The sequence below is a fragment of the Sphingopyxis sp. H115 genome, assembly GCF_001468465.1.
Classification (GTDB): Bacteria; Pseudomonadota; Alphaproteobacteria; order Sphingomonadales; family Sphingomonadaceae; genus Sphingopyxis.
The window spans coordinates 104,126-126,670 of the sequence record NZ_LNSA01000001.1; the positions used below are offsets into that span (position 1 = coordinate 104,126).

Sequence of the window (22,545 nt, forward strand, 5' to 3'; positions counted from 1 at the left end):
TATATTATGTTAAATATAGTTGCACAGGAAGGAGGAGTGCCCGGCGTCACGTCACCGCCTGCCATGCACGGATGACCAGGAATACCAGCCCGAAGATCGCCACCCACGCGAGCGCCATTTTAACCCAGTCGGCCATCGGTAAGCGCCGCGCGAGCAGCGAACTTAGCACCAGCGCGAACGCGCCCGCGAACCAGAGAATCTGGACGGTCGTGTCACCGGTCATAGCTGCACCTCCAATCCGTCGTACCCGGGTTCGACGCCTGACGGCAATTCCGCCGCAAGGTCTTCATAATCCATCGTATTGTCCATATGCGTGATGATCGCGCGTGGATTGCCGACCTTCGCCAGCCCTTCGAGCGTCATCGCGAGATGCGGATGCGTCGGATGGGGATAGCGGCGCAGCGCGTCGATCACGAACAGGTCGACGTCCTGAAAAAATTCCACCATCTCGTCGGTGAATTTAGAAAAATCAGTAGCATAGGCTATCTTGTGCGCACCATCGCTGAAGATCAGGCCCGTCGCTTTGATCGGCCCGTGCGGCATTTCGATCGCCGAAACCTCGATCGGGCCGATCGATTGATGGTCGTTCAGGTCGATCGGATCGACTGATGCCGGATAACCGGCATTTCCCGCAAATGCATAAGTGAAGCGCCATTTGAGGATGTCGAGAACATGATCGCGGGCATAGACCGGGACTGGCGAGCGGCGCAGGTGCATGACCTGGCGCAGGTCGTCCAGACCGTGCGTGTGATCGGCGTGTTCGTGTGTCCAGATGACGGCGTCGAGTTCGCCGACCCCGGCGTCGAGCAGTTGGAGCCGCATGTCGGGGCTGGTGTCGACAAGGATACGAAAGCCGCCGAGCGAGACCATGATCGATGCCCGGCTGCGCAGGTTGCGCACATTGTCCGGATCGCACTGTCCCCAGTCGTTGCCAATCCGCGGAACGCCCGAAGACGTGCCGCAGCCCAGGATTCTGACCTTCATGCCGCGCCTGACGTCATGACGCCGCCTTGCTGAAAAGCGCATAGAAATTGGCGGCCGTCGCTGCCGCCAGCCCATCCCTGTCGTCGCCGCGCAGGTCGGCAAGGAACGCCAGTGTGTCGGCGACAAACGCCGGCTCGCCGGTCTTGCCGCGGTGCGGAACGGGCGCGAGGAAGGGGGAATCGGTTTCGATGAGCAGCCGGTCCCGCGGCAGCCATTTAGCGGTCGCCTGAAGCTCCGCAGCATTTTTGAAGGTCACGATGCCCGAAATCGAAATGAACAGGCCGAGGTCGAGCGCCTTGCGCGCGAAATCGTCGCTCGCGGTGAAGCAATGGATCACGCCGGGGAATTCCGCCCTGCCCATCTCCTCGTCCAGCAGCGCCAGCGTGTCGTTCTCGGCGTCGCGCGTGTGGACGATGATCGGCAATCCAGTCGCCTGCGACGCATGGATATGGCGTCGAAAGCTGTCCTGCTGCCGCACGCGGTCGCTCTTGTCGTAATAATAGTCGAGCCCAGTCTCGCCGATCCCGATGACGCGCGGATGCCCGGCGCGCTCGACCAGCTTCGCGGTGTCGATATCGGGATGGTTGTCGGCATCGTGCGGATGGATGCCGACGCTCGCCCAGACATCGGCATTGGCCTCGGCCGCGGCAAGCACATCGTCCCACTCGCTTTCGCGGGTCGCGATGTTGAGCATTGCGGTAACGCCCCGCGCGCGCGCGCGCGCCAGCACCTCACCCTGCTGCTCGGCAAGTCCTTTGTAGTTGAGGTGGCAGTGCGAATCGACGAGCATTATGCCTCCCCTTCCCCTTCAGGAAGCTCGAGCCGGGGGAAGATCGGGACCGGTTGGCCGACGGTGAAGCCGCTGGCGGCGAGCGTGGTGAACCAGTCGGCGTCGGCGAGCGCCCCAAAATCGCGCGCATTTTCTGCGATGCCCATCTGGTCGAGCAATTTGTCAGCCGCTGCCGGCACGACCGGGCGGATCGCGATTGCCAGCGTGCGGACCGCTTGGAACAGGGTCATCAGCACCGCGCGCATGCGGTCGGGATCGGTCTTGCGCAGCGCCCAGGGGGCCTGCGTGTCGACATATTGGTTGCACGCGAAGACCGCGCGGATCCAATCCTCGATCCCGACCGAAAAAGCGAGCTGCTCGAACTCGCGCGGCAGGCGCTCGGTCGCCATCGTGGCCAGATCGGCGAGCAGGTCGCTATCGTCCTGCGCGGGCGCATAGTCTACCGAAATCTTGCCGTCCAAATTCTTGAAAATCATGGACAAGCTGCGCTGCGCGAGATTGCCGAAGCTGTTCGCAAGATCGGCGTTGGCGGTGCGCACAATCGCTTCGGCCGAATAGCTGCCGTCCTGACCGAAGCTCACTTCGCGGAGCAGGTAATAGCGTAGCGCGTCGACCCCGAAACGCTCGGCGAGTTCCATCGGGTCGACGACGTTGCCCAGCGACTTCGACATCTTTTCGCCGCGGTTGAGCAGGAAGCCGTGGCCGAACACCTGCCTGGGTAGAGGAAGCTTTGCACTCATCAAGAAAGCCGGCCAGTAAACCGTATGAAAACGAACGATATCCTTGCCGATCATATGGATATCTGCCGGCCAGAACTGGCCCCACTCCCCACCCTGATCGGGAAAACCGAGCGCCGACATATAGGTGGTGAGCGCATCGACCCAGACATACATGACATGGCCCGGCGAGTCCGGCACCGGTACCCCCCAGTCGAAACTGGTGCGCGAAACGCTGAGATCCTTGAGCCCGCCCTCGACAAAGCGCATCACTTCGTTCCGGCGGCTTTCGGGACGTATGAAATCGGGATTCTCGTTGTAGAGCGCGAGCAGTCTGTCCTGATAGGCCGACAGGCGGAAGAACCAGCTTTCCTCAACGGTCCATTCGACCGGCGTCCCCTGGGGCGAGAGCTTTGCCTCCCCTTCCCCCTGAACCAGTTCGCTTTCGTCATAGAAAGCCTCGTCGCGCACCGAATACCAGCCTTCATAGCGGTCGAGATACAGGTCGCCATTGGCCTCCATCGCGCGCCACAGCGCCTGCGACGCGGCATGGTGCGCGGGGTCCGACGTGCGCATGAAATGGTCGAAACTGATATTCAGCTTGCCGTACATCTCACGGAAATATCCCGACATTTCATCGGCAAATTCTATGGTCGCGCGGCCTTGGTCGCGCGCCGTCTGGTACATTTTCAGGCCATGCTCGTCGGTTCCGGTGGTCAGCCGCACGTCGCGGCCGCGCGCGCGCTGGAAACGCGCCATCACATCGGTCGCGATCGCTTCATAGGCATGGCCGATATGCGGACGGCCATTGGGATAGCTGATCGCCGTGGTGATATAGAAGGGGGCTTTGTTTTCGGACATGCGCGCGCCTTAGCCGCTGCCGCGCGCAAGGGAAAGCGTCAGCGTGCCGGCTGACCCGCTCTTGGCGCGAGTTCGGCGAGGCAGTTGCCGATTTCGAACCCCACCATCGCACCGTCGTAGGATCCGCGGATCGCATCGCGAACGGTGCGCTGGACGCGGTCCCACTGCGCAAGGACGGGCGCGACCTCCGCAACCGGACGCTCGCGCGCGATCCTTGCGAGCAGGCCCGGTACGATGTCGATCACCAATTCCAGCCGCGCGCGATTGCTCGTTCCGCCGACTTCACGGGCGAGCGCTTCGCGGAGCCGGTTTTCGGGGTCTCCCGAACTGGCAATGGCCAGCAGCTTCTTTTCCATCGTCGCCACATCGCTATCGATCAGCGCTAGCGCCTTGCCTGGAACGCCACCCGATGCAGCGACGATCGCGCGCACCTCGGCCATTTCGAGCATCGGCCGCATCTCGTGCAGCCACGCCGTCATGACGTCATGATCAACCGGTTGAAAACGAAGGCTTCTACACCGCGACCGGATCGTTGGCAGTAAGCGTCCGGGCGAGTGACTGACAAGCAGGAACAGTGTCTTGGCGGGCGGTTCCTCGAGCGTCTTGAGCAGGGCGTTCGATGCCGAGGCTTCGAGGTCGTCGATCGCGTCGACGATGATCACGCGCCGTTCGCCGAGAGAAAGCGAAAAATGGAGCCGCGCCTTGAGTTCGCGAACCTGCTCGATCGTGATATTGCGCGCGAGGTCCTTGGCCTTGTCTTTCGCCTGACGAACGAGGCGAAGAATTTCTGGATGGTTGCCTGCGTCGACCAGTCGCGCCGCCGATTCCTCACCGCGATCGTCGAGCGATTCCGCTTCGCCTGCGGTGGCATGGGTTACAAGGAACCGCGCGACGCGATCGGCAAAGGCGCCCTTGCCCATCCCTTGCGGACCCGCAAGAAGCCAGGCGTGGTGAAGCCGGTCGCCCTGCCACGCTTCGAGGAACGCCTTTTCGGCATCGCTGTGCCCGATCATGGCAGCCACCCGGCCAGTTCGGCGAGGATCGCCGCAGTGACGTGCGCGGCCGGCGCGTCGGCATCGATAATCCGCCAGCGGTCCGGTTCGGCGTGCGCCAAGTCGACGAAACGCGCGGCAAGGCGTTCCTGATAATCGGCCGGCTTGCTCCCCATCCGATCGCTACCCCCCCGTTCGGTCAGCCGCCGCGCCGCCTCGTCAGCGCTGACGGTGAGCAGGAAGGTGCGGTCGGGCATCAGCCCCTCGGACCCGAAGTCGTGCAGCATCATCAGGTCCGCGTCGGTTATCCCGCCGCCGCCGCCCTGATAGGCGCGGCTCGAATCGACGAAGCGGTCGCACAAGACCCACGCGCCGCGCGCCAGCGCCGGTCGGATCAGCCGTGCGACATGATCGGCGCGCGCTGCAGCAAAGAGCAGCGCCTCGCTCCGCGCGTCCCAGCGGTCGTCGCTGCCTTCCATCAGCAGCGACCGGATCGCTTCGGCGCCCGCACTGCCACCCGGCTCGCGCGTTGCCACAACCTCGATCCCGTGCGCTTCAATTCCGGCAGTGAGCGCGGCGATCTGTGTCGACTTGCCGACCGCCTCGCCGCCCTCCAGCGTGATGAAGCGCCCGGTCACAGCCCGGTCAGCCGGTAGAATCCGGTCCGTGCGCGTGCCCACCAGCCGCCTTCGCCAACATCGGCCGAGGCCAGCAGCGGTGTCGTCTGCGGCGGCAGGCCGTCGGGCCGGACGACGAGGTCTGCCACCCGCGCGCCGCGCGCGACGGGCGCCGGCAGGGGAGTCTTGGAACGCATGACCGCGCGGTAGCCGCCGACATAGCCTTTGGGAACCGTCATCCGTACGGCCATGCCGGTTTCGGTCGCGACGGCGGGCTTGGCGCCCTTGCCGACATCAAGGCGCCCGACGCTTGCGCCGGCGGGGAGTAATTCCCTACCCTCCCAAGCTTCGAAACCCCATGTCATGAGCCGTTCGGCCTCGTCGCGCCGCGCCTTTTCGCTGCGCATCCCCGCGACGACCATGATCAGCCGGCGGCCATCGCGCTTCGCTGAGCCGAGGAAGCAATAGCCCGCCTCGCTGGTGTGACCCGTTTTTAGCCCGTCTGCCCCCTCGAAGCGGCCGAGGATCGGGTTGAGGTTGGGCTGGACGATCGGCTTGCCGTCCGGCGACGTGCCGTGCTGGAGCTTCGACAGTGAAAAATAGCGCGCATAGCCGCTCGGATGGTCGCGGATCAGCCGGTCGGCGAGCGTGATAAGGTCGGCAGCGCTCACCTTGGTAACACCACCGTCCGGCCAGCCATTGGGCGTCCCGAACCGGCTCGACGCCATTCCAATATCGGCCGCCACTGCATTCATTCGTTTGACGAAAGCCGCTTCGCTGCCGTCGATCCCGACCGCCAGCGCTGCCGCTGCATCATTGCCCGAGACGGTGATCAATCCCTTGAGCAGTTCGTCGACCGAGATTTTTTCTCCGGGCCGCAGGAACATCGTCGATCCGCCGTTGCCGCCGTTCCACTTCTTCCACGTCGCCTCGCTGACCGTGATTTGCCGGTTGCGGTCGAGTTCGCCCTTCTTGATCAGCTCGAGGACGACATAGGCGGTCATCACCTTTGCCATCGACGCGGGAGCGAAGCGCTTGTCAGCGCCGCGCGAGAAAAGGATTGCGCCTGAATCGAGATCCTTCAGCATCACGATCGGCGCCTGCGTGACGTATAGCGGCCGGCTTGCGGCTGCCTTTTGGGCTGGCGCGTTCTGGGCGGGGCCATTTTTTAGTCGCGCGTCACCCGCCGACGCCGCCGGAAGGGCAACCGCCAGCGCGGCGAGCGTCAGGACCGCCGCCCCGACCTTCGCCCATATTCCCCTTTGCCGCATCGGTCGGCGCGTCACCGGTCGCGCTGGACCACCGCGTCGCGGAAGCCCTTGGCCTTCGCCTTGCCAAGCGCGCCCTGCGCTTCGGCCTCTCCGGCGAACGGGCCCATGCGCACGCGCCAGTATCTGCCGGACTTCGATACCGATCCGCCAACCGACTTTGCCGCGCTATTGGCGCGCGCTTCGCTGCTGAACGCGCCGACCTGGACGACGAAGCCACTGGGGGCGACCTGGGAGTCAACGGGCTTGGCCAGATCGGGCTTGGCGACCGGCGCAGGCTTTGTATCTGGTTTCGTTGCCCCCGGCCCCTCGACGATGAATCGATCGTCGCCGGGCTTCGCCTTACCCGAGGCGATCGGCGCCGCAGGCTGTGTGGCAATCGGCGCCGCAGCCACCGCTACACTCTTGGGAACGGGCAGTTCCTTCATCTTGCGGCGCAGAATCGCGAGTAACGAACCGGGGGTTGCGATCCGTTCGCGAACCGGTTGGCCGGCACGAAGCTGGGCGCGTTCGGCGGCGGGTGGGCTGGTCCGGCGCACGCGCACCCCGCTCACACCTTCGCTCAGGCCCAACTGTTCCGCCGCGCCGCGCGACAGGTCGATCAGCCGGTCGTTCACCATCGGCCCGCGATCGTTGACGCGCACCAGGATTGTCCGTCCGGTATCGAGCGCGGTCACTTCGACATAGCTCGGCAGCGGGAGCGTCTTGTGGGCAGCACTGATCCCGGCGGGATCGAAAGTCTCGCCATTCGCGGTCGGCCGCCCGGCAAGCTCTTCGCCATACCAGCTCGCGTAGCCGACCTCGTCATAATCGGCGACGTCGGCGGGGGTATAAGTCGTGTCGCCGACCTTGTAGGGATCGCCGATCTTGACCGGCCCGTCGACCACGCCCGAAACGCTCGATACCGGGGCAGGACCGGCGGCCGGCCCGCCTTCGCGCTTGCCGTCGAAACCGCCGCAGCCTGCAAGCGTCAACACCGCCCCGGCCAACAGACCCCCGCCCCTAACCATCGATTTCATCCGCCAGCAACCCCACAGATAGTGCGTAAAAATTGGAACAATTATAGTCCAATATCGCACGATAATTACCAGTGAGCAAATAAGCGGTCCGCCCCGGGCCATCGGGTTCGAGCAAGGTCGCCTGGATCTTGCCGTCGGGCCAGCGGCCGTTCACCGGCTGGATGCCCGCCGCGCGCCACTCAGCCATCGAGCGCCAGCGGCTGTGCCGTTCGAAAACGCGCGGGCAGCGCGTCGGGGTCAGCCGGTTGGCAACCGCGCCGCGGTCAAAGCCTGCGGGAACCGTCACCGCGACACCCCACGGCTGGCCGGCGCGCCAGCCGGCGTTGCGCAGATAGGATCCGATCGATTCGATCGCGTCGGCTTCGCTCGACCAGATGCGCGCGACCCCATCACCGTCGCCGTCTTCGGCAACGCGCAGATAGACCGAAGGCAGGAATTGCGGATAACCGAACGCCCCCGCCCAGCTTCCTTTTAGGGCGCTGCGCGGCACACCGCGTTCGACCATCACCATCGTTGCGATCAGCTCGGGCTCGAACAGCGACCGGCGCCGCCCTTCATAGGCGAGCGTCGCGAGCGCTTCGGGCAAGTCGAAATTGCCCGTCACCTGCCCATAAGCGGTTTCATGGCCGTAAATTGCGATCATAATGCTCGTCGGAACGCCGGTGCGTTGCTCGATGCGCGACAGCAGTGGCAGCAGCCGGTCGTGGACGCGGCGCCCGCCGCCGATGCGCGCGGCATCGACATGCTTGATCCGGTACGGGCCAAAGGCCGGGATTGGCGTATTCGGGCTCGGCGGCGAGCCGAGATTGTCGCGGTCGAGCGCGACGACGCGCGTATTATAGCTCAGCCCCGCCGTCACCCGGTCGAACGTCGCGCGCGATACTCCGCGCACCTGCGCCTTCGGCCATAGCGACTGGACATAGGCGTCGAAGCTGCCGTCGCCGCTCTGCGCGTGCAGCGGCGCAGACGCGGTGAGCAGCCACGCCGACAGGAAGGCGGCGGCAACGGCGAAAAGGCGTCTGGTTCCGAAAGCAATAGCGTGCATGATGTCCCCACCCATAGGGCGTGTCTCGCACAGATGCGAGCGGCTTGGCCACCCCGGCGCGAGACGGGCCGAGTCATACGCGCGGTGGACGGAATGCCGTCATCTTTTGCTTGCCGCCGCGCCGGTGCGCGCTATGGCGGCGGGCATAGGACAGGTGGCCGAGTGGTTTAAGGCAGCGGTCTTGAAAACCGCCGTGGGTGCAAGCTCACCGTGGGTTCGAATCCCACCCTGTCCGCCAAGTTTAACGCACCCCAGCAAGCTTCGCCGCCCTTATATCTTTCTTCAGCACCTTCCCTACCTTTGACCGCGGCAGGTCATCCCAGATTTCGAGCTCTTTCGGCGCCTTGACGCTGCCGATCGCAGCCTTGACCGCGGCGATCAACTCGTCGGGGTCGGCTGTATGCCCTGCCCTCAACTGCACCACCGCGCACACGCGTTCGCCCCATTTTTCGTCGGGCAGGCCGAACACCGCGCCGTCCTGCACCGCGGGCAAGGCGAGCAGCGCCTGTTCGACCTCGGCCGAATAGACGTTGAAGCCGCCGGTGATGATCATGTCCTTGGCGCGGTCGACGATGAAGAGGAAATTGTCGGGGTCGAGATAGCCGATGTCGCCGGTGCGGTGCCATCCGTTCACCGTCGCCTCAGCGGTCGCTTCGGGGTTCCTGTAATAGCCGTCCATGACCAGCGAGCCCTTGACGACGATTTCGCCGCGCTCGCCCTGCGGCAATTCCCTGCCCTCGCTGTCGACGATCGCGACGCGGACGAGCGGGCCGGGCCTCCCCGCCGACGACAGGCGCTGGCGCGCGATCGTCCCGTCAGGATTGAAATGATCCTTCGGCGCCATCATCGAGATCATCATCGGCGCCTCGGTCTGGCCGAAGAGCTGTGCCATCACCGGGCCGAGCTTGCCGATCGCCTCTTCCAGCCGCGCCGCCGAAATCGGCGCTGCGCCATACCAGAAGCACTGCATCGCCGACAGGTCGGTCGCAGGCAGCGCCGGATGATCGAGCAACACGTAGATCAGCGTCGGCGGCAGGAAGCTGTGCGTCGCGCGGTGCCGTGACGCCAATGTCAGAAATTCGCCGATATCGGGGTACGGCATGATCACGATCTCGCCGCCATGCGCCATGACCGGAAACGCCAGCACCCCCGCCGCGTGAGTGAGCGGCGCCATCGCGAGATAGACCGGGCGCCCTTCGAACGGATAGCCCATCAGGGTCAGCGCGGTCATCGCCTCCAGGTTGCGATTGGTCAGCATCACTCCCTTGGGATGCCCTGTCGTGCCGCCGGTTCCCGGCAGCATCGCGAGGTCGCTGACGGGTGTCGCCGCGAACGGGGCCTCGGCAACGCCCGCCAGCCATGCGTCGAGCGATGGGGCGAAGGGCTGTTCGGAATCGAGGCAGACGAGCAGTTCCAGCTTCGACAACTCCCCTCGCAGCGCATCGACGAGGTCGGCGAATTTCGAATGGAAGAACAGCGCCGCGCAGTCGAAATTGTCGAGCACATAGGCGTTCTCGGCAGCTTCGTTGCGCGGGTTGATCGGGCACCACACGGCGGCGGCGCGTGAGATGGCGAAGACGCAGGCGAAAGCGATGGGATCGTTGCCCGACAGGATCGCGACATGCTTGCTGGGTGTAATCCCAGCGCCGTTCAGCCCGCGTGCGACCCGGTGGGTCAGCAACTGTACCTCGGCGTAGGACAGGCTCTTGCCTTCCATCGTCAGGCATGGCGCGTCGGCTCCAAGCGACGCCCCCTTGTCGAGCCAGTCGACCAGCCGCATCAGTCGTGGACCGTGACGATCGGTTTCAGCACCAGCCCGAACTGGCGCAGCACGCCGAGCAGTTCTTGATGCCCAAACGCCTGACAGGCGGAGGCGAAGCCGGTCCGGCGCGGCGGCTGCTGGAGCAGGTTCATCGCGCACCACGCCTGCATCAAACCGGTCTGCTTGTAATTGCAATTGCCGTGGATCAGCACATGCGCGCGGCCGAGCGGTCCCGATGCGTGGACCGAATCGATGCTAGTGTTGAGCCGCGGATTTTCGCGCGGCGGCATGTCGCCCTGCACGGTCTCTGCCATTTTCGATAGCGCCTCCTCCTGCTCGGCGAAGGGCAAAGGCTTGATGTCGGTATCGATCATCTTCGTCATGCTGACGACATTGTCCATCACTTCACGCGCGAAGACGCCGCCATAGACTTTCACCGTCGACACGCGCGAATCCTGCTTGAACCATATCGGATGTGACGTCCCGCCCCACGGCAGCGTCAGCGCGGTCGCGTGCTGGCCGGGCACGTGGCATTCGGTCGCGGTCATCGTCGGCCACTGGACATATTGGTTGTTCTCGAGGAAATACCAGTCGGCCTTCAGGATCGTGAAGATGGTCTGGACCGAAGCATAGGTCGGGAAACCCTTCCACAAAACGAGCATGTCGAGCGTGTCGAGCCCCGGCGCCTGTTCGAGCGCGATGTTCGCCGCAATCTCACCCGTCGTGTACATCTGCGCGACGCACGGCGACAGCAGCAACCCCTTCTTCGCAAAGCCCTCGCCCCATTTTTCTTGAACCGACAGCATCCAGTCCTGCTCGCCGGTGGTGTCGAGATAATGGACGCCGGCGGCCAAACACGCCTCGACCGTTTCGGGACCATATTTGATGAAGGGGCCGACCATGTTGCAAACGACCTTCGCGCCCTTGAACAGCTTGGTCAGCGCCTCGACGCTATGTTCGACTTCGGCGACCTCATAGTCGGCGGTCTCAATGCCGGGGACCTTATCCATTACCTCCTGCACGCGTTTCTTATCGCGTCCGGCGGCGATGAAGGGAATGCCCAACTCGCGCAGATATTCGCAGACGAGGCGGCCGGTGTAGCCCGAGGCGCCATAGACGATGACCGGTTTCTTGCTCATGATACCCAATCCCTCTCTGGATGATGTGTGTTCGGTCAGACCGCGGTGTACCCGCCGTCGACTATCAACTCGCTGCCGCACATGTACGCGGCGTCGTCGCTCGCGAGGAACAGCAGCGGACGCGCGATCTCGCGCGTCGTCGCCATTCGGCCCAATGGAATGGCGGCGGCGGTCGCGGCAGCAAAACCCGCCGCTTCGTCACCCAGCGCGCCGACCGCATCGGCGACCAGCTTGGTCTCGCAATAGCCGGGGTGCAGCGAGTTGATCCGCACCGGCCAGCCCTTGCGCGCACAATCGACCGCGACCGCCTTGGTCAGCATCGCGACCCCCGCCTTGCTCGCGTTGTAGGCGGGGAAGAGCGGCTCGGCGACGTTCGCGGCGATCGACGCGACGTTGACGATCGTCCCGCCCCGTTCCTTCATCGCCACGATGCCGGCGCGAACGCCGAGGAAAACGCTCTCCAGATTGACCGCCATAAGCCGTTGCCATTCGGCAAGGTCTGTATCGACGACCGATTTCAGGAAGCCCATGCCGGCATTGTTGACGAGGATGTCGAGCCTGCCCTCGCGCGCCACCACATCGGCGATCAGCACTTCCCACGCGGCTTCGTCCGCGACATCCTGCCGCCGCGCTTCGGCTTTCAGCCCTTCGGCGCGGATCGCTGCGGCGGCGGCTTCGGCTTCGTCGGCGTCGATATCGGTGATCGTTACCGATGCGCCTTCGCGCGCAAACTCTTGCGCGGCGGCGAGGCCGATCCCCCTTGCCGCCCCTGTGACCAATACGCTCTTGCCGGTAAATCGCATCATACGACACTCCTCAGTCAAATGTCGGGATCGGGAAGGACGGGAGCGAAAGGCTGCCCGTTTTTGCCCGCTGCGGAGGCTCAGAAGCTGAACGTCGCTTCGACGCCGTAAGTGCGCGGTGTCCCGCGGTTCAGATAGTCGAGCCCGAAGACGTCGATGTTGAGGCCGTAGGTGTAATAATATTTGTTGGTCAGGTTCTTGACCCATGCGCTGACCGATAGAGTGTCGTTGGCCTTATAGGTCAGGCGGCTGTTGAGCAGCCAGTAACCCGGATTGCCGCAGGTGAAGGCGACGCCCGCCGGGCGGACGGCGCCGGGCGCGCCGGGCTTGTCGCACGGGTCGAGCCCATAGTCGCCGAACGCATCGAAATAATATTTGCCCATGTAACTGGCGTCGCCGCGCAGCGTCAGCTCGCTGTCGCCATGGTCGAAGATGTCCCAGTCGAACCCGGCGTTGAACGTGACCTTCGGCGCATTGGGAAAGGGGTTACCGTTGACGTTACGCGTGAACTGCGTCGCCGGATCGTTCGGGTCGACGACGTTGCCCTTATATTTGCTGTTGAGATACCCGAATGCGGCATTGAGTTGCAGCCCGTCGACCGGCGCGACGGTCAGCTCGGCCTCGCCGCCCCACACGCGGCCGTTGGCGCTGCGCGTGAAAGTGGTGGCGCCGACGACCTGCGTCGTCTGCTGGTTCGAATAGTCATAATAGAAGCCCGCGAGGTTGAGCTGGACGCGGCGGTCGAGGAACTGGGTTTTCAGGCCGCCTTCGTAGGCGTTCACCTTTTCGGGCTTGATATAATAGACCTGGTTCGTGCCCTGATAGGCAAGGCCGTTATAGCTGCCGCTGCGATAGCCGCGGCTGTACTGGACATAGCCCATGATATCGTCGGTGAACTGATAGCTGACATTCGCCCGGCCGGTCAGGCGGTTCGCCTTTTCCTGGAGGTTCATCGTCGGCAGGCTCGGGTCATAGGGGAAGGCGTAGGGGATCAAATTGACCACCGGCGTGACGCCGTCGAGCGCGTAGATGATCGTACTGCCGTTGCGGAACTTCACCTTGTCCATCGTATAGCGGAGTCCGACAGCCAAAGTGAGCTTGTCGGTCGCCTTCCACGTAAGGTCGCCGTAGATTGCCTTCGACGGGCGCTGAATGTCGAACCTTTGCTCGCCCATGATCGGGCCGAACGGCCCTGCGCCGGCGGCGAGGCATCCCTGATAATAGGCGCCGCCTGCCGGGAAATTGCCGCTGTTGTTGATCGCGGCATCGGTCTGGTACGCGACCAGCGTCCGCGCATCGAAAAAGCCGTTCGGATTGACGACGACAGGATCGCAGAAGCCCGCCGATCCGGGCGTCAGCGTCGGATCGAGCGCGAAGGCCGGCAGCACACGGATCGAATCGGGGGTCCCAATCGGGGCATTATTGTAGCTGCCGGGAACACCCAGCCCCAGGAGCAGTGGCCGCAATTCGCCGAAAAAGTCTGGCTCGTTGCGAGTCTTGATCGTGTCCTTGCCATAATAGAGCCCGCCGACGAAATCGATATTGTCGTCGGAATAGTTCAGCCGCAGGTCCTGGTTGAAATTCTTGCTGCGGCTGTTGAACCGGATCGAACAGACGTTGAGCGGCGAGCCGTCGCAGTCGTTTGGCGAGATGCTATATTTCCCCGTGTCGTAGCCGGTGATCGAGGTCAGCGTGAAATAGTCGTTGAGCTCCAGCGCGATGTTGAGCGCGACGCCTTTCGACGACGAAAGCGACTTGCCGCCCTGATCGGCGGATACCTCATTCTTGCCCAGCGCGCGGCCGCCGTTCTGGGCGGGATTGAAGCGCGAATAGCCGACGATATCCTCGCCGTTCGCGAACTGGCCGATCGAATAGGCATTGGCGGTCCATGGATCGTCCTTCGCCGCATAGACCTTCAGATTGATGTCGAGCGCGTCGGTCGGCTTCCAGCGGAGCGAAATGCGGCCGGCCATCGAGTCGGTCGTGGCGGCGTCGCGGCCCTGCGCGGGATTATATTGCCAGCCGTCGCCCTTCGCGACCGTCCCCGCGACGCGAACGCCGAGGACGTCGGGGATCAGCGTCTTTTCGAACCCGCCCTCGACCGTCTTGGTGTCGTAATTGGCGTAACCGATGGTAAAATAGCCTTCGTCCGCGCCCAGTTCCGGCTTGCGGGTGAAGAAGCTAATTGCGCCGCCGGTGGTGTTGCGGCCGTACAGCGTGCCTTGCGGGCCGCGCAGCACCTCGACGCGGTCGATATCGTATAGCTGCCCACCGTGGCTGGCGCGGAAGCTTTGATAGACTTCGTCGACATAGACCCCGACCGGCGACGCGGTGGACGCCGAAAATTCGTTCGCGACCGAAATACCGCGCAGCGAGAAGTTGGGCTGCGTCTTGCCATAGGGGGTCGATATCTGGAGACTCGGCACCGCGCCCATCAGGTCGGAGGTTTCGTTGATACCCCGTGCCGCGAGTGCATCGCCGCCGATCGCCGATACGGCGGCGGGAACATCCTGCAAATTCTGCGCGCGTTTCTGCGCGGTGACGACGATTTCGGCAATGCCGCCGCTGTCGGCTTCGGGTGCCGGTTCGACACTCTGCGCAAATGCGGCGCCCTGCCATCCGAACAACATGGTGGTGGACAGGCAACAGGCCAGAATCGCTTTCTTCGTCACGCCTCTTCTCCCACGTTTGAGCCCATTCTGTGTGGGCCCTTCGACAAGGAGAGAGGCTATGGCGTTCGGAAGACGATGCACAGGCAGCGCGGCGGGGGGACCGGTGGGGGGGACGCTTGCCGCGGGGCTTCCATGGCTATAGCCATGACGGACAGATGGAGGGCGAAGATATGACCATCCAGCCGGGTTTGGGGATCGAGGCAAGCACTCAGGATCGCGCCACGACGACGGGCAACACGCGGGCCTTCGCCCGGAGCAAATTCACGCCGCCGCGCTTTCCCGCCGACCTGGTCGGGATCGCGCGCTGGCAAGCGACGCTCGCGGCCCTCGCAGATAATGAAATATGTCTCGTGCGCGCACCCGCAGGCTACGGCAAGACGGCCTTTTCGGCAACGCTGTTCGCTGCGGCGCGTGCTGCGGGCTGGTTCGCAGGCTGGGTCTCTTTCGAGCGCGAAGATAATGAACCGGCCGCAATCGGCCATCTGTTCGAAGCCGTGCGACTGGCAAGCGGCGCGTCCACCGGCGATGGTTCGCGCGACATTTCGGCGGCCTCGATGCCCGCGGCCATCCTGTCGGCCGCGCTCGCCGATTTCATCGACGGTGCGGACCGGCCGCTCCTGCTCGTCCTCGACGATGTCGACCGGCTGACCGATGCGCGCGTGATCGATGTATTGAACGGACTGCTCCGTCATCCCCCTGCCCGGTTGCGGCTGGTCCTGTCGAGCCGGGCCGTTCCCACGATCGACACCGGCGATGTCGAGCGGCGCGGCATGGCGCTCGCCGTGAGCGCGGCGGACCTCGGCCTGACCGACGAAGAGGTACGATCCTTCCTGCGCGCCACCGGCAAGACGCCAACCGTGCAAGAGGCGGCCGCGATCAATGCAATGCTGCAGGGCTGGCCGGCGGGGTTGCGGCTGACGGCGCGCCACGGCGGCGGCGACGCGCTCCCACCGCAGATCGATCTCCATCTTGCTCCCGTGATCGGCAGCCTGACCGACGCGGAGCGACGCTTCGCGCAACGCTGCGCGGCGGTCCCGCACCTCGGCGCCGAGCTCGCGCGGCTGCTCGGCGGCGAAGAGGATGGTGCGGCCATGCTGTACGACTTTGCAGCGCGCGGGCTTTTCTTCGAACCGCTCGCGGGACGCGGCGGCTGGTACCGCATCCACCCGGCGTTTCGCGCGACGCTTGCGCGATATCCGGGCGCGCCCAAGCCCGATACGCGCGTCGAGCTGCACCGCGCCGCGGCGCGCTATTTCGCGGCGCAGCGCATGCAAGAACCCGCCGCCGAGCAGGCGATGCTTGCGGGCGACGCCCGACAGGCCGCAGCGCTGCTGGCCGAAATCGCCATGCTGATGCTGCGAAAGGGCGATCTTTCGGCGCTGTCTGGATGGATCGAGCGGTTGCCGCCCGCCGAGGTCGCGGCGGTTCCGGCGCTGCGCCACGCTCGCGCCTGGCTGTTCGCCCTAACCGGGCATCCGGCGGCGCAGGCGGCGATTGCCGCGCTCGACGCCAATGCGGCCGATCCAGAGGCGCGGGCGATCGACCTGGTCCACCGTGCCTATGCGGGCGACCAATTCCCCGAAATCGTCGAGATGTGCGACCAACTGCTCGCGGCACCGGAAGGGCTTTCCGACTTCGCGGTCGCCATGATACGTAACCTCGTTGCACACGGTGCGCTGAAACGGGGGTTGTTCGGTCTCGTTCACGATGCGCTTCGCCCGCTGACGCCGCACGATACCGACTGCTCGCTCGACTTGCCGTTGGCACTCGCAATATGTGCCCGCGCCTCGCTATCGCGCGCGCAGGGACAGCTCGACGATGCCGAACGGCTGCTTGACGACGCCCGGCAGCTCGCCTCAGCCGGCGGCTTTGCATCGGCGCTGATCGATTCCGCGTTGGCCCGCTGTCATTATGAACGCGACGACATGGCCGCGGCCGCTGGGCTGGCGGCTAACGCCCTGCCCACGCTGGAAGGCACCGCGTTTCAGGACGCAGCGATCCCGGCCTTCCTCGTTGCGATCCGTGCCGCGGCCAGTCTGGGACAGGCGCATACGGCCGCCTCGCTCATCGACCGCGCCGAATCGCTTGCGTTCGCCCGCGACTGGCTTCCGATGAAAGCCATGTGCCTAGTCGAGCGCGCGCGGCTCCGCCTTCCGCAGACGATCGACGCCGAATCGATCGTCGCCATCGGCGAGGAAGCGGCCGCGGTGCTCGATCCGCTGTCTGCACCGGCGCGCGCCTTTGCCCTCCTTTCCGAAATGCGGGCCTACGAGGCAATCGCCAATGGCGACCGCCCGCGCCTGACGACGGTCGCCGAACGGCTGTTGCGCCTCGCGTCCAACGCCGACGACGCCGAACTGCGCGCGACCGCGACGCTACTCAACATCCTGCCCCAGCTCAGCGGCCGTTGCGACAAAATGGTTGAGCTCGAGATCGTGCGCTTCCTCAACCACGCCGCCAGCGTCGGATTTCGTCGAACGATCGTCGACATCCTCGACGTCACCGGTGTTCGCGCGATCCAGAATTTCTGTGGCGAGGCCTATTCGTCGGGATCTTTCCTCGCGCTCCTGAAACTCGCCGAACCGTCGCGCCGGAACCCGGCGCTCGAGGGGGGCCACGCTGTCGCACCGGGCGAGGCCTTTTCGTTCCTCACCGAGCGCGAGATCGAAATATTGAGCGCGCTGAACGCAGGCGAATCGAACAAGGAAATCGCAAGGACGCTGCAACTGGCGCCCGAAACGGTGAAATGGCACCTCAAGAATGTCATGCGCAAACTGCGCGCAAACAGTCGCGAGGAAGCCGTTCAAAATGCGGCGACGCTGGGCCTGAAGCTGATCGAGATGCCGGCGCGGCACTAGCGTCCTGACGCTAACCCACCCGAACGGGAAATTTTTTCCAAGGCTGCGCCGCACCGCCTCCGTCTTGTGATTGTCGCCGGAAAAAATCCGGCCCCAGATCACAAGAGGAACCCGATGCGTAAGATTTTGCTAGCGTCCACCAGCCTGGCCGCCATGTTGGCGGCGCCCGCCGCGGCCGAAACCGTGATCGGCAACGCCCTTACCGCGCCGATTCGCACCTCGACGGTCAAGGGCGGTACGGACGCGGACGATGCGCGCCTTGCCGCCTCGGGTTCGATCAAGCCCACCACCTCGGGCCCCGCGATCACGATCGACAGCAACCACAAGGTGGTCAACGAAGGCACGATCGAGTTCATCAATATCGACGGCGCGACGGGTATCTTCGCGAACGACGGGGTGGCGAGCGGCATCACGGTAGCGACCGGCGGCAAGATCAACCTCGGCGAAACCTATGCGCCGACCGACATCGACAAGGACGGCGACCTCGACGGTCCCTTCGCGGTGGGCAGCAATCGCGTCGGCATCGCGACCGGCGGCGCCTTTACCGGCAATATCACGAATGGTGGCGTCATCACGGTCAAGGGCAATGATTCGGCGGGTATCCGCCTTGGCGGCCCGCTGACGGGCAATTTCGTCAACAATGGCACGGTGCAGGTCCTCGGCGACCGCGCGCTCGGCATCGGACTTCAGGACGTCACCGGCAACGTCCGCCTTGCCGGCGAGATCAGCGGAACCGGCGTCGATGCGATGGCTGCGCGGCTTTCGGGCAACATCTCGGGCGCGCTCGTCGTTCAGGGCAACCTCACTGCGACCGGCTATCGCACCGTCACCCCGCCCGCCGACCCATCGAAGCTCGACGCCGACGACCTGCTAATCGGCGGTCCGGCGTTGTCGATCGAGGGCAATGTCGGCGGCGGCATCGTCCTCGCCGTGCCGCCCAAGGATAGCAGCACGACCGATAACGACGAAGACAAGGACGGCATCGAGGATTCGAAGGAAGGGGTCGCTTCGGTTCGCTCCTTCGGCTCGGCCGCCGCGATCCGCATCGGCTCGGCGACGCAGGCCGTGACGATCGGCCCAGTCGCAGGCACCGGAACCGGTTTCGGCATGATCATCGACGGATCGGTCCTTGGGAACGGCGTCTACGCCGGCAAGGATGGCAATGCGATCCAAGTCGGTGGCCTCGGCGGCGCGGTGACGATCGCCGGCGGGCTCGGTATCGGCAGCACGGGCACCGTATCGGCGCAGTCGAAGGACAGCGCGGCAACCGCTATCCGCTTCGGTAATGGCGCGACGACCCCCGAAATCCGCAACGCGGGCAAGGTCGAGGCGATCACCGGGGGCAACGCGGCGGGGTCGATCGCGACCGCGGTACTGATCGACGCCGGTGGCGACGTCGGGATGATCCGCAACAGCGGCTCGATCATTGCGAAAACGGGTGGCGACAATGGCACGGCACGCGCCATCGTCGATCTGTCGGGAACGGTGACGACGGTCGAGAACAGCGGCACGATCAGCGCGACGGGCGCGGCTGCCACGTCGGATCGCAATATTGCGATCGACCTGTCGGCGAATAGTGCCGGCACGACGGTCAAGCAGACCGCCGTGGCATCGGGCGTCACCGCTCCCAGCATCGTCGGCGACGTCCGCTTCGGCGGCGGCAGCGACACCTTCGACATCGCCGACGGTTCGGTAAAGGGCGACAGCTTCTTCGGCGCGGGCGATAACAAGCTCGCCCTGTCGGGCGACGCCACCTATGATGGCACGGCGCTGTTCGGCGCGGGCAGCGACAGCGTGACACTCGCCGGCACCTCGAAATTCGGCGGCGTGATCGATTTCGGCGGCGGCAGCGACACGCTCAGCATCGCTGGCACGTCGGTCTTCTCCGGCAGCTTGCGCAATTCGCAGGGCACCGCCGTGACGGTCGCCGGCGGCATCTTCGACATCGGCGGCGCGGCGACCGTCGCGTCGCTGGCGGTCACCGACAAGGGCACGCTTGGCGTCATGCTCGACAGCGGCGACGCGGGCACCGCGCTTCAGGTCAGCGGCAACGCCAGCTTTGGCGCCGAATCCAATCTGCTGCTCAAGCTGTCGAGCATCGAAGAGGCCGAGGGCCAGCATGTCGTACTGAGTGCCGGCTCGCTCACTGGCGCGAACAACCTCACGGCGTCGCAGGCGCTGCTGCCCTTCCTCTACAAGGGCACGCTGTCGTCGAACGCAACGCAGCTCATCGTCGATGTGTCGCGTAAGAGCACAAGCGAACTCGGGCTCAACCGCTCCGAATCGGGCGCCTTTAACGCCGTCATCGACGCGGTCGTCGCCGACGAGCAGATCGAAGATGTGTTCCTCGGCATTCGCGACGGCGAACAGTTCAAGGCGCAGCTCGGGCAGATGCTGCCTGAACATGAAGGCGGCGTTTTCGAAACCGTGACCTCGGGCTCGCGCGCCCTGTCGCGCTATCTGCAAGACCCCAACGCGCCGTTCCAGGACGAGGGCAAATGGGGCTATTGGGTCAACCAAGCCGTCTGGGGCACATCGAAGAGCGTCGGCGAAACGGCGAGCTACGACGTCAGCGGTTGGGGCATTTCGCTCGGTGCCGAAATCGAGAGCGATCTCGGCAATTTCGGTGGCTCGATAGCCTATCTCAGCGGCAAGGACGGCAATGGCAGCAACGCCAACGAAGTGAGCAGCAGCCAGTTCGAAGGCGCGCTACACTGGCGCCTGCGTTCGGACGGTTTCATGGCGAACGCACGCGTTTCGGGCGCGCCGATCAGCTTCAAGGGCACGCGCATCTTCCGCGCGGAAGCCGGCGCCGAGGACATCGAAAAGACGATGAAGGGCAAGTGGGACGGCACCTTGTGGTCGGCCTCGGGCTCGCTTGCCTACGACGCGCACGCCGGCGGGTTGACGATCCGCCCGATGGTCGCGGTCGATTATTATAAGCTGAAGGAAGACGGCTATCAGGAAACCGGAGGCGGCGACGCGCTCGACCTCAATGTGCTCAGCCGCGACAGCGATGAACTCGCGGTGTCGGGTACGGTTGCTGTCGGGATGGAATTTGGCGGAGCCGACGAATATGATGGCTGGACGCGCTTCGAGATCGAAGGCGGCCGCCGCCAGATCGTGAGCGGCACGCTGGGCGCGACAACCGCCTCGTTCAAGGACGGCACGCCGTTCACCCTCACGCCCGATGATCGCACCAGCGGCTGGGTCGGCCGTTTCCGCGGTATCGCCGGCAACTCAGCTTTCCAAGTCGCCGGTGAAGTCTCCGCAGAAGAACAGCAGAGCCATGTCGGCTGGGCGTTCCGTGCCAGTTTGCGGGTCGGCCTCTAGCCCCCCGGCCCGACCCGCATGCAAGGGGGAAGCGACCTCCCCTACCCCCGCTTCCCCCTTGCTCAGGAACGAACGAAGAAACCGATGTTTGCACTCGCCATCTCCTCCTCCCCTTCACCGCGGTTGCGCGGCGGGGCATTGGCGCTATATGACGGCGTCGTCAGGGGGACGTATGGCGCACAGCGGGATGGCGCCGACCGGCAAAAGATGGCGTTCCAAAGCAAGCAATCCATGACCAGTTCGCACGATCGAACCGACGCCGCCCAAGGCATCGAAGGCGTCTTGCTCGGCAATCGGGACCGGATCATCCGTTTCCTCGAGGTGCGCGGTGCCGGCGACGCGGCCGAGGACCTGTTCCAGGATCTGTGGATGCGCCTGACCGACCGGCGCATGGGGCCGGTCGCCGAACCGCTGTCCTACGTCATGCGCGCCGCGAACAATCTGATGCTCGATCGCTACCGGTCGGCGCGGCAGAGCGAATTGCGCGATCAGGCGTGGGGTGAAGTCTCGGCCCAGCAAAGCCCTTCGACCGAGGCATCGCTGATCTCGCGCGAACAACTGGCGCTCGTCGAAACCGCGATCGCCGCCACCGGCGACCGTCCGGCCCGCATATTTCGCCGTTTCCGTGTCGACGGCATCCACCAGCGCGATATCGCGAGTGAAATGGGGGTCAGCCTGAGCACCGTCGAGGCCGATCTGCGTAAAGTCTATGCCACGCTCGCCGCGATGCGGAGGCAGTTCGATGCAGGCTGACGCGAACAACCCCGCCGCAGAGGCGCGCGCGATCGACTGGCTGATCCGGCAGCGCGACCCCGCCTTCGCCGATTGGGACAGCTTTGCCGACTGGCTGGCCGAGGATCCCGGCCATGTCGCGATCTACGATGCGGTGGCGAGCCTCGATCAGGATCTCGAAGCGCTGCCTCGGACGCCGGCGAGGTCCGCGATGCCGATGCAGAGCGAACAACCGCGCCGCCCGTCGCGCCGCGCCTGGTTCGGCGGTGCGGTCGCGGCCGCCTTTGTCGGCGTGATCGGCTTTTCGGGCCTGAATCTCTTCGGCGACCCGAACCGGATCGAAACCGCGGCGGGCGAACATCGGACCGTCACGCTTGCCGACGGGTCGAAGATCGAGATCAACGGCGGCTCGGTGGTGGAGATCGACACGGATCGCCCGAGGTTCGCCCGGCTCGAATCGGGCGAGGCAATGTTCCACGTCGTCCACCGCGAAGGCGATCCCTTCGTCGTCGAAACGGGCAGCGACCGGATCGTCGATCTTGGCACCGCGTTCAACGTCGTGCGGCGCGCGCGCCAGACGAGCGTCGCGGTGTCCGAAGGCGTCGTCCTCTATAACCCCGATCGCGACAATGTCCGCGTCGTGGCGGGCAAGGGAATCGAGGCGCACGACGGCGACAGCGGGGCACCCGCCGTCAGGGACGTCGACATCGCCAGCGTCGGCGGGTGGCGGACCGGCTTGCTGGTCTATAACGGAACGCCGCTGCCGGTGGTCGCCGAGGACCTCAAACGCACCGCGGGCATGCAGGTCAGCGTCGCGCCCGACGCGTCGGGCGTATCGTTCCGCGGTGCATTGATCGTCGACAACGACCGCGCCCGCACGATCGCCGACCTCGCCGCGCTTTCTGGAACCCGCGCCGAACGGCAAGGCGACGGCTGGATTTTGACCCGCTGACC

General features: G+C 64.9%; 17 protein-coding genes and 1 tRNA gene. 5 read left to right on the forward strand and 13 right to left on the reverse strand.

Going from position 1 to position 22,545, the window contains the following annotated elements:
* Positions 1-46 precede the first annotated feature (46 nt).
* Genes ATE71_RS22645 through ATE71_RS00570 form a run of 9 tightly spaced genes read right to left on the reverse strand, consistent with a single transcriptional unit; the run spans position 47 to position 8,292 of the window.
* Positions 47-223, reverse strand: coding sequence for a hypothetical protein (locus tag ATE71_RS22645; RefSeq protein WP_201022895.1), 177 nt, complete (start codon positions 221-223; stop codon positions 47-49).
* On the reverse strand, positions 220-984 hold the full coding sequence (locus ATE71_RS00535; protein ID WP_058801425.1) for an MBL fold metallo-hydrolase: 765 nt from the start codon (positions 982-984) through the stop codon (positions 220-222). Before ATE71_RS00535 ends, ATE71_RS22645 begins: the two co-directional genes overlap by 4 nt.
* Positions 985-997: 13 nt before the next feature.
* Positions 998-1,774 carry a TatD family hydrolase gene (locus ATE71_RS00540; protein WP_058801426.1) on the reverse strand — a complete coding sequence of 259 codons (777 nt, stop codon included), beginning with the start codon at positions 1,772-1,774 and terminating at the stop codon, positions 998-1,000.
* On the reverse strand, positions 1,774-3,351 hold the full coding sequence (gene metG, locus ATE71_RS00545; RefSeq protein WP_058801427.1) for a methionine--tRNA ligase: 1,578 nt from the start codon (positions 3,349-3,351) through the stop codon (positions 1,774-1,776). Before metG ends, ATE71_RS00540 begins: the two co-directional genes overlap by 1 nt.
* A 38-nt stretch (positions 3,352-3,389) precedes the next feature.
* Positions 3,390-4,364 (reverse strand): DNA polymerase III subunit delta', encoded by a 975-nt coding sequence (locus ATE71_RS00550; RefSeq protein WP_058801428.1) that lies wholly within the window; start codon positions 4,362-4,364, stop codon positions 3,390-3,392.
* Entirely contained in the window at positions 4,361-4,981 is a 621-nt protein-coding gene (tmk, locus tag ATE71_RS00555; protein ID WP_058801429.1) for a dTMP kinase, read from the reverse strand. The genes ATE71_RS00550 and tmk overlap by 4 nt, the downstream gene beginning before the upstream one ends.
* The gene (locus ATE71_RS00560; RefSeq protein WP_152998571.1) at positions 4,978-6,231 is read right to left on the reverse strand and encodes a D-alanyl-D-alanine carboxypeptidase family protein; all 1,254 of its coding nucleotides are present in this window, start codon (positions 6,229-6,231) and stop codon (positions 4,978-4,980) included. The genes tmk and ATE71_RS00560 overlap by 4 nt, the downstream gene beginning before the upstream one ends.
* Before the next feature lie 11 nt (positions 6,232-6,242).
* The gene (locus ATE71_RS00565) at positions 6,243-7,217 is read right to left on the reverse strand and encodes a septal ring lytic transglycosylase RlpA family protein (protein WP_235587846.1); all 975 of its coding nucleotides are present in this window, start codon (positions 7,215-7,217) and stop codon (positions 6,243-6,245) included.
* Between the two features lie 13 nt (positions 7,218-7,230).
* Complete coding sequence (locus ATE71_RS00570; RefSeq protein ID WP_058801431.1) at positions 7,231-8,292, reverse strand: lytic transglycosylase domain-containing protein; 1,062 nt, start codon at positions 8,290-8,292, stop codon at positions 7,231-7,233.
* Between the two features lie 148 nt (positions 8,293-8,440).
* On the opposite strand from ATE71_RS00570, the gene ATE71_RS00575 reads away from it, so the two are divergent.
* Positions 8,441-8,530, forward strand: a tRNA-Ser gene (locus ATE71_RS00575).
* 3 nt (positions 8,531-8,533) lie between these two features.
* Here ATE71_RS00575 and ATE71_RS00580 read toward each other — a convergent pair.
* From ATE71_RS00580 to ATE71_RS00595, 4 genes are all read right to left on the reverse strand, one after another.
* On the reverse strand, positions 8,534-10,072 hold the full coding sequence (locus ATE71_RS00580) for an AMP-binding protein (RefSeq protein ID WP_058801432.1): 1,539 nt from the start codon (positions 10,070-10,072) through the stop codon (positions 8,534-8,536).
* On the reverse strand, positions 10,072-11,193 hold the full coding sequence (locus tag ATE71_RS00585; RefSeq protein WP_058801433.1) for a DUF5938 domain-containing protein: 1,122 nt from the start codon (positions 11,191-11,193) through the stop codon (positions 10,072-10,074). The genes ATE71_RS00580 and ATE71_RS00585 overlap by 1 nt, the downstream gene beginning before the upstream one ends.
* Positions 11,194-11,228: 35 nt before the next feature.
* On the reverse strand, positions 11,229-11,999 hold the full coding sequence (locus ATE71_RS00590; protein WP_058801434.1) for a glucose 1-dehydrogenase: 771 nt from the start codon (positions 11,997-11,999) through the stop codon (positions 11,229-11,231).
* 77 nt (positions 12,000-12,076) lie between these two features.
* Complete coding sequence (locus ATE71_RS00595) at positions 12,077-14,668, reverse strand: TonB-dependent receptor (RefSeq protein WP_235587847.1); 2,592 nt, start codon at positions 14,666-14,668, stop codon at positions 12,077-12,079.
* Between the two features lie 170 nt (positions 14,669-14,838).
* Here ATE71_RS00595 and ATE71_RS00600 point away from each other — a divergent pair, with 170 nt between their 5' ends.
* The 4 genes from ATE71_RS00600 to ATE71_RS00615 all read left to right on the forward strand — a co-directional run bounded on the left by ATE71_RS00600 (position 14,839) and on the right by ATE71_RS00615 (position 22,543).
* A complete protein-coding gene (locus tag ATE71_RS00600; RefSeq protein ID WP_160327989.1) occupies positions 14,839-17,526 on the forward strand; it encodes a LuxR C-terminal-related transcriptional regulator in 2,688 nt (895 codons plus the stop codon).
* A 114-nt stretch (positions 17,527-17,640) separates the two neighbouring features.
* The gene (locus ATE71_RS00605; RefSeq protein WP_058801437.1) at positions 17,641-20,859 is read left to right on the forward strand and encodes an autotransporter domain-containing protein; all 3,219 of its coding nucleotides are present in this window, start codon (positions 17,641-17,643) and stop codon (positions 20,857-20,859) included.
* Positions 20,860-21,090: 231 nt separating this feature from the next.
* Entirely contained in the window at positions 21,091-21,612 is a 522-nt protein-coding gene (locus tag ATE71_RS00610; RefSeq protein ID WP_058801626.1) for an RNA polymerase sigma factor, read from the forward strand.
* Positions 21,602-22,543 carry a FecR family protein gene (locus ATE71_RS00615; RefSeq protein ID WP_058801438.1) on the forward strand — a complete coding sequence of 314 codons (942 nt, stop codon included), beginning with the start codon at positions 21,602-21,604 and terminating at the stop codon, positions 22,541-22,543. Before ATE71_RS00610 ends, ATE71_RS00615 begins: the two co-directional genes overlap by 11 nt.
* The last annotated feature ends 2 nt before the right edge of the window (positions 22,544-22,545 follow it).

Excerpts from the sequence above, each read along its gene's own strand:
- ATE71_RS00610 (WP_058801626.1), top strand. The coding sequence starts at position 21,091 with ATGACCAGTTCGCACGATCGAACCGACGCCGCCCAAGGCATCGAAGGC.
- ATE71_RS00570 (WP_058801431.1), bottom strand. The coding sequence starts at position 8,292 with ATGCACGCTATTGCTTTCGGAACCAGACGCCTTTTCGCCGTTGCCGCC.
- ATE71_RS00585 (WP_058801433.1), bottom strand. The coding sequence starts at position 11,193 with ATGAGCAAGAAACCGGTCATCGTCTATGGCGCCTCGGGCTACACCGGC.
- ATE71_RS00580 (WP_058801432.1), bottom strand. The coding sequence starts at position 10,072 with ATGCGGCTGGTCGACTGGCTCGACAAGGGGGCGTCGCTTGGAGCCGAC.
- ATE71_RS00550 (WP_058801428.1), bottom strand. The coding sequence starts at position 4,364 with ATGATCGGGCACAGCGATGCCGAAAAGGCGTTCCTCGAAGCGTGGCAG.
- ATE71_RS00615 (WP_058801438.1), top strand. The coding sequence starts at position 21,602 with ATGCAGGCTGACGCGAACAACCCCGCCGCAGAGGCGCGCGCGATCGAC.
- ATE71_RS00560 (WP_152998571.1), bottom strand. The coding sequence starts at position 6,231 with ATGCGGCAAAGGGGAATATGGGCGAAGGTCGGGGCGGCGGTCCTGACG.
- ATE71_RS00600 (WP_160327989.1), top strand. The coding sequence starts at position 14,839 with ATGACCATCCAGCCGGGTTTGGGGATCGAGGCAAGCACTCAGGATCGC.
- ATE71_RS00540 (WP_058801426.1), bottom strand. The coding sequence starts at position 1,774 with ATGCTCGTCGATTCGCACTGCCACCTCAACTACAAAGGACTTGCCGAG.
- ATE71_RS00535 (WP_058801425.1), bottom strand. The coding sequence starts at position 984 with ATGAAGGTCAGAATCCTGGGCTGCGGCACGTCTTCGGGCGTTCCGCGG.
- ATE71_RS00590 (WP_058801434.1), bottom strand. The coding sequence starts at position 11,999 with ATGATGCGATTTACCGGCAAGAGCGTATTGGTCACAGGGGCGGCAAGG.
- ATE71_RS22645 (WP_201022895.1), bottom strand. The coding sequence starts at position 223 with ATGACCGGTGACACGACCGTCCAGATTCTCTGGTTCGCGGGCGCGTTC.
- ATE71_RS00605 (WP_058801437.1), top strand. The coding sequence starts at position 17,641 with ATGCGTAAGATTTTGCTAGCGTCCACCAGCCTGGCCGCCATGTTGGCG.
- metG (WP_058801427.1), bottom strand. The coding sequence starts at position 3,351 with ATGTCCGAAAACAAAGCCCCCTTCTATATCACCACGGCGATCAGCTAT.